The organism is Nostoc sp. CHAB 5715 (assembly GCF_020829685.1).
GTDB lineage: Bacteria > Cyanobacteriota > Cyanobacteriia > Cyanobacteriales > Nostocaceae > Nostoc.
The window spans coordinates 1-6092 of sequence record NZ_JAIVFR010000426.1; the positions used below are offsets into that span (position 1 = coordinate 1).

At 42.7% G+C, this 6092-nt stretch carries 10 protein-coding genes and 2 pseudogenes; 2 read left to right on the top strand and 10 right to left on the bottom strand.

Annotated elements, in window-relative coordinates:
- Positions 1 to 103 precede the first annotated feature (103 nt).
- The 7 genes and pseudogenes from LC574_RS22070 to LC574_RS22100 form a co-directional block, all read right to left on the bottom strand.
- Positions 104 to 412, bottom strand: a complete 309-nt coding sequence (locus tag LC574_RS22070; RefSeq protein WP_229455642.1) for a type II toxin-antitoxin system VapC family toxin — start codon at positions 410 to 412, stop codon at positions 104 to 106.
- Positions 409 to 639 (bottom strand): DUF2281 domain-containing protein, encoded by a 231-nt coding sequence (locus LC574_RS22075; RefSeq protein WP_229455643.1) that lies wholly within the window; start codon positions 637 to 639, stop codon positions 409 to 411. The genes LC574_RS22070 and LC574_RS22075 overlap by 4 nt, the downstream gene beginning before the upstream one ends.
- Positions 640 to 921: 282 nt before the next feature.
- The gene (locus LC574_RS22080) at positions 922 to 1203 is read right to left on the bottom strand and encodes a DUF4339 domain-containing protein (RefSeq protein ID WP_229455644.1); all 282 of its coding nucleotides are present in this window, start codon (positions 1201 to 1203) and stop codon (positions 922 to 924) included.
- Between the two features lie 79 nt (positions 1204 to 1282).
- The gene (locus LC574_RS22085; protein ID WP_229455646.1) at positions 1283 to 1843 is read right to left on the bottom strand and encodes a Uma2 family endonuclease; all 561 of its coding nucleotides are present in this window, start codon (positions 1841 to 1843) and stop codon (positions 1283 to 1285) included.
- Between the two features lie 220 nt (positions 1844 to 2063).
- A complete protein-coding gene (locus tag LC574_RS22090; RefSeq protein ID WP_229455647.1) occupies positions 2064 to 2258 on the bottom strand; it encodes a hypothetical protein in 195 nt (64 codons plus the stop codon).
- On the bottom strand, positions 2245 to 2664 hold the full coding sequence (locus tag LC574_RS22095; protein ID WP_229455648.1) for a type II toxin-antitoxin system VapC family toxin: 420 nt from the start codon (positions 2662 to 2664) through the stop codon (positions 2245 to 2247). The genes LC574_RS22090 and LC574_RS22095 overlap by 14 nt, the downstream gene beginning before the upstream one ends.
- 243 nt (positions 2665 to 2907) lie before the next feature.
- Positions 2908 to 3054 (bottom strand): annotated as a pseudogene (locus LC574_RS22100) (ACP S-malonyltransferase); the annotation flags it as partial.
- 45 nt (positions 3055 to 3099) lie between these two features.
- Here LC574_RS22100 and LC574_RS22105 point away from each other — a divergent pair.
- Together LC574_RS22105 and LC574_RS22110 are read left to right on the top strand one after the other, a co-directional pair.
- Complete coding sequence (locus tag LC574_RS22105) at positions 3100 to 3741, top strand: calcium-binding protein (protein WP_229455649.1); 642 nt, start codon at positions 3100 to 3102, stop codon at positions 3739 to 3741.
- 321 nt (positions 3742 to 4062) lie between these two features.
- Positions 4063 to 4200: a hypothetical protein gene (locus LC574_RS22110; RefSeq protein WP_229455651.1), complete on the top strand. Its 138-nt coding sequence runs from the start codon at positions 4063 to 4065 to the stop codon at positions 4198 to 4200.
- On the opposite strand, the gene LC574_RS22115 is transcribed toward LC574_RS22110, so the two are convergent.
- The 3 genes and pseudogenes from LC574_RS22115 to LC574_RS22125 all read right to left on the bottom strand — a co-directional run.
- Entirely contained in the window at positions 4197 to 4505 is a 309-nt protein-coding gene (locus LC574_RS22115) for a DUF2442 domain-containing protein (protein ID WP_229455652.1), read from the bottom strand. The genes LC574_RS22110 and LC574_RS22115 overlap by 4 nt on opposite strands.
- Positions 4486 to 4722 carry a DUF4160 domain-containing protein gene (locus LC574_RS22120; RefSeq protein ID WP_229455653.1) on the bottom strand — a complete coding sequence of 79 codons (237 nt, stop codon included), beginning with the start codon at positions 4720 to 4722 and terminating at the stop codon, positions 4486 to 4488. The genes LC574_RS22115 and LC574_RS22120 overlap by 20 nt, the downstream gene beginning before the upstream one ends.
- 191 nt (positions 4723 to 4913) lie before the next feature.
- A pseudogene (locus LC574_RS22125) lies at positions 4914 to 5969 on the bottom strand (helicase-related protein); the annotation flags it as partial.
- Positions 5970 to 6092: the final 123 nt, after the last annotated feature.

The following is a 6092-nucleotide window of genomic DNA, read 5'->3' on the forward strand; positions in this document are numbered from 1 at the left end:
GCTAACAGCTAACCGCTAACAGCTAACAGCGGGGTATTAACCTCCCCAAGATTAATTTTTCGCCCACGAGGGGCGAGGCATGTACCGGGTTAATAGCTAATAGCTAATAGCTAACAGCTTTGTCAAATGGATCGCCATGATGTAGCGGGAGATTCCGAACTTGAACTGTATCGTTAAAAGATATCGGAAGTATGAGTATATCTGAAGCGTCGATCGCAGAACCTATCGTTTCATAGCTCCGTTGAAGCGATAATTTCCCAAGGTTCAACTTGATGGCAATTTCCCAAAGACTAGCGATGCTGAGATAAACGATATCTGCGGTATCGATCATCATCCTCAAGTTATCTGGAAGGCTGGAGTCATTTTCAGTTAGCCAGATAAAGGCATGAGTATCTAAAAGGAAACCACTCATTCCATATATTCCTTAAAAACTTCCAGAGGTTCATCAAAGTCATCAGGCAAAGGTAAAACAAAAGTTCCTTTTAAGATGCCAGAACGACGCTTTTTTTGTAGTAAACTTTCCTGGGAAACAGCTTTTGAATAATTCTCCACTAAATATTTTGCATAATGCAAGAGTTCTTGTTTAAGTGACTCTGGCATTTGATCTAGTGTTTGTAAAATTTCTGCATCAATAGCCATGATTTCTCCTGAGAGGTTCTCCTGCTTGTAATTGTCTGGCAATTTCTGGAAGGGATTTTATACTACATTAATCTTTATAATTGTGAGCGATGTTTGACGACAAGCCACTCCGTGTCTACGCCTTTACTAAACTAACTCTCAGGCTGAAGGCTAATGTTTTAACATGCTTCTTGCGCTGTTTTGCGGGCAAGCAGCCGATCGCGCAAGCCTTGTGGGCAAATCTCGCTTGATTCATTGCCCGAATCTCCTGTGATTGCTGCTGTCGCTGTTGCAAGTAGGCTTCTACTTCTGGCTGGTGATTGAGGTAGAAGGCGATCGTGGCGTAAACTTCAAAATTGATGCTAACTGTTGAGGAATTGGAGGAGGGTTGTCAACTGGAATTGGAGGTGGAATATCCTCTGGAAGCAAATCCTTAAGTTCGGTCTCACTGACAACCAGCCAATCATTCATTCCCCGTTTCCAAACCAGAGTTGTCGGAGTAATAGTTTGCTGGGCAATGAGAGACTGTATTTCTTCTAAGCTAACTGGCCCTTTCCGAAGACCGTTTTCTACAAAGTACCACATAGAATTTCTTTTTCTACAGGGTTGACTGAAACTAATGTCCCAGCATTTTATCCCGCAAATGCTTTCTGGCGATCGCCTCCTAGACTTTTCCCAATAATTCCCGAATTGCGATCGCACAATCAGGGAAAGCTAAAGGTGAAATTGTTACATCCTCTGCAAGTATGCTCTCACTGTGATATCCGTCTGGACTGGGGAGACGATACATATACAACTTGCGCCCATTTACATCTAAAATCCAGTACTCAATAATGCCTGACTTAGCATAAGCCATCGCTTTTACTTCTCGATCATATTTGAGACTGGAATCAGCTATTTCAATCAGTAAAAACACTTCCGAAGCATGGGGATGGTGATCCTCATAATCTAATGGATTCAGCTTCACTACTGAAATATCTGGCTCTGGTTCCGAGTAATCGTCAAGTTGCACTGGTGACTGGATTCTTAATAAAACTTTGTCACCCAAACGTTGACGTAATAACCTTTCTGTGCGGGTAATTGCTGATTCGTGAGCAGTACCTTTTGCTGACATTCTGATAATTTGTCCCGCGATTAATTCTAAGCGTTCTTCAGGATGAAAAATTCCCGTTTCCGCCATTTTGTGATATTCTTGAACACTAATTAGGCGAATATTGGTCAGCATAAGATTCACGTTAATGTCCCAATATTTTATCTTGCAGATGCTTTCTGGCGATCGCCTCGGCAAGTCATTAACGGCTCAAATCATCGGCAAAAGATGATTAACTTGATCTCTCGGACATTTTGACACCGAATGCCGACAAATAGCCTTGCTGTACTGTCTCTACAAGCAACATAGAGCCACATAACGGTGAAGTTGAGCCGACGCAGACAAACTCTAATTCTCACAGATCGCTTTTAGGCAGTCGGCTCCAACGCATTGTTAGACCGCGTTTTGGCGACAAGCTTACTACCTCTCTTCCACTTTCTGCTTGCTTCTTCTGCCAATCTGCAAACATTGCATCCAAGTTGTAGTTAAAGGACTTAGTATGTTCTTCACGAATTTTATGAATTTCATCTAGAATTTCATCTTGCAACACGGCTCAATCTCCTAATAGTTCGTAGGGAGTGCAAATTATCGGTAACTGATATCCTTTCATCAAGGCTAATCTCTGCAAGTTTCCTTTGAATTTGAGCATTTGCAATATGCTTACAGTTCCACGTTAGCAGGTAATCCAACCCATGAACTGTTGCTGCTGCAATATGAACCGCATCATCTGAAGCTTTCGGCGGGAGATTGCTTCGTGTGAGGAACTGCGCTGACAAGTTTCTCACATCCGGATTGAGTTCCACCAACGCCAAACCGTTGAGGACTTCCAAGCGTTGAGCCGCAATTTCAATGTCTCCCTGTGCAACTTCATCCAGAACAACTTGTGAAACATAGAGAGTGAATGCACTTCGGCGAGATTCCCACCACTCTTTTGTGACTTCTATGTTCGCTGCCAAGATCAGGTTTCTGGTTGATCTTGCTGTGAGGTAGCCTAGTATACTGGTTTCAATGTAGACGGTTTCACTCATATGGAAGGGCTTTCTAGCCTCCGCATTTTAACCTGAATCACCGCCCGTTCTCTTCAAGGATATAGTTACGCTGCGATCGCACTTCTCATGGTGGAAGTAGTTAAGATTGTAAGTGGAAAAAGACGTTGGGTTTCCTTGGGTCAACCCAATCTACAAGATCAGCGATCGCACTTCACGTATGACTTGTTCGAGCGAATCTTTCCCTTTCATGCTGCGATTAGCTGTAAGCAAAATCATCTGATTTTCCTGAGCTAATCGCCAAACAACCCTGTCATCACTGTTGATCGATAAATCCATTTCTGCAAATGTGATAAGCTGACTTTTACCCTGAACATCAATTAGGAAAGTTAGGAAAAAACAAAAATGGCAACTATCTACGGCACCACAGGTTCTGACACAAGAAATGGAACTTCGGGAAATGACATATTATATGGATGGGCTAGGGGTGGCAATGCTAATAGCCCGTCTGGTAATGACACCCTGAATGGCAGCTTTGGTGACGATATCTTAAATGGTGGTACTGGTAATGACAGCCTTTCCGGTGGCGCTGGCAATGATAGCCTGATTGGCAATAATGGCAACGACGTGCTGATTGGCGGCACCCGTAATGACACCTTAGAAGGTGGGGCGGGTGCTGACAGCCTTTTGGGTGGCGCTGGGAATGATAGCCTGATTGGCAATGATGGCAATGACGTGTTACAAGGTAATGTCAGTGATGACGCCCTAGTTGGAGGCTTGGGCAGGGACATACTTACAGGCGGAGACGGTGCCGATAGATTTTACTTTAATTCCCCAGATGAAGGAATTGATACCATCACTGACTTCGATTACGTCTTTGATGGGGATAAGATTTGGATTTCCGCCGAAGGTTTCGGAATAGATATAGACGCTCTCGATGCGATTACGTTCAACTTCATTACAGGCGCACTGTTCGTTGAAGACACTCAGATTGCGACAGTTTCCACTAGTTTCTTCGTTTCCAATAGTACCATCACCATTTTCTAGAAACCGTGTGTTAAGTCAACCACAACCGAGAGATTGAACATGTTGAGGCAAACTTCGTCGGATTGCCCCAACATACTGTGATGTACGCCTTCTATGTGTAACGACCTGCAATACTAATCACTCAAACCTGCAATCAATACATTTTCAAACCAGGATTATTTGCAACTATAGCAGTAGCCAGATAGATTAGGACGCTAAACGCAAGACATCCTCTGCAAGTATGCTCTCACTGTGATATCCGTCTGGACTGGGGAGACGATACATATACAATTTGCGTCCGTTGACATCTAAAATCCAGTACTTACAGCGCTTTTCAAGTAATTGAACCACACCATTCCTATCTCCCTCATCTCCCTCATCTCCCTCATCTTGTGGTCTAAATACCTGAAAACTGCTGTAAGAATACCTGACTTAGAGTATGCGATCGCTATTGATACGTTCAGTGCAGCGACTTGTTAGACTCCTGCTATCCGATTACTTAACCACCTCTGAAAGGATTTTTGACTTTCTCCTGATGGTTGTCCAACAATCAGATTCTTGATGCTAACGTCTTCGTCAAGCTGATCCCAGTGGATTCCATTACCGCCACCGATGAAGCGCCAGTTGTTGCGTTCTTCGACTGAGCCATGTAATAGGCGAGGATACCATGCTAATGGAACAGATATAGTGCGCCCATCGGATAAATCAGCAGAAAGCGTGTCATCTGTAATTGCCACTTGCTGAATCGTGGGTATTTCAGGCAGTTCAATCGTTAAAGAAGTCATTCCAGCCTACTAGCAATTGCTCTTGATGTTCTTGAACAAGTTTCTGAATGCGGTTAATTTCTGTGCGATTAAACCCTCTATTACTTTGGAGTCGGATAGGTTCAAGCCAGAACTTGGCTTCCTCATTGTCGCGCTCAACGTGTACATGAGGTGGTTCATCACGATCACCTGCATAGCAGAAAAATCGATATGGACCGACAGTTAATAGAGTGGGCATTGAAAACAACTGAATCAAATACCCAAAACATAGCTGATGCCTAATTGACTGTCAACTGTTAAATACAATCCGAAACCAGCATCAAAACTGTGACATTTAACACTAACCCGTCAGCAAAACATATTGTTTGACATGAGAGTTGTATTTACTCGATGATGAATAATCGCCTCAGATGATACATATATTTTACGTTAACGTCCTAGCATTTTATCGCGCAGATGTTTAATGCGATCGCGCAATTTTGCTGCTTCTTCAAATTCCAGTTTCTTTGCCGCTTCTTTCATCTGCGCTTCTAACAGAGTAATCAATTGGGGAATCTGTTCTAATGGCAGTTCATCTAGATGTTCATCTACAACTTTCAAGTCAGTTGCATTTAACCGCCGAGATACATCTAAAAAAGCCAAAATCGCATTACTTGATTTTTTGACAATTGGTTGTGGTGTAATCCCATGCAGTCGATTATATGCTGTTTGAATACCACGCCGCCTGTCTGTTTCATCAATGGCTTTAATCATACTACCTGTCAGGTTATCGGCATACAAAATTGCTTGTCCCTGGACATGACGCGCGGCTCTACCAATAGTTTGAATTAAGGAACGCTCGGTTCGCAAAAAACCTTCTTTATCTGCATCCATAATTGCTACTAAAGAAACTTCGGGTAAATCCAAGCCTTCCCGCAGCAAATTCACGCCAACCAAAACATCAAATTTCCCCTCGCGCAAGTTCTGTAAAATTTCAATGCGCTCAATAGAAGTAATCTCGGAATGTAAATACCTTACCCTTATTCCGTGGTCTTGCAAATATTCGGTTAAATCTTCCGCCATCCGCTTGGTTAATGTGGTAATTAACACGCGTTCATGGCGATCGGCTCTATCTTTAATTTCTCCCAACAAATCATCAATTTGTCCTTCTGTGGGACGTACAGAAATTTCTGGATCAACCACCCCAGTTGGTCGAATCACTTGCTCAACTACATGATCTTCAGAAACTTCTAATTCCCAATTTCCGGGAGTTGCTGACACAAAAATACACTGATTTACTTTTTCCCAGAATTCCTCGGCTTTCAAAGGACGGTTATCAGCAGCACTAGGAAGACGAAATCCATGTTCAATTAAAACTTTTTTTCTAGCTTGGTCACCGTTATACATGCCGCGAATTTGTGGCACTGTAACGTGAGATTCATCGATAATTAGTAGCCAATCTTTGGGAAAATAATCAATTAAACATTCTGGTGATTCTCCAGCTTGTTAATATCACAAGTAAGTCGGCGCGAAAAAACCTTGTGTTTTTCACTCTTGAGTCATTGAAACCACTATTAAATTATTCGTTGTATTCGGTTGAAGTTCACTGGAACGTTCAGTTTGAGTAAA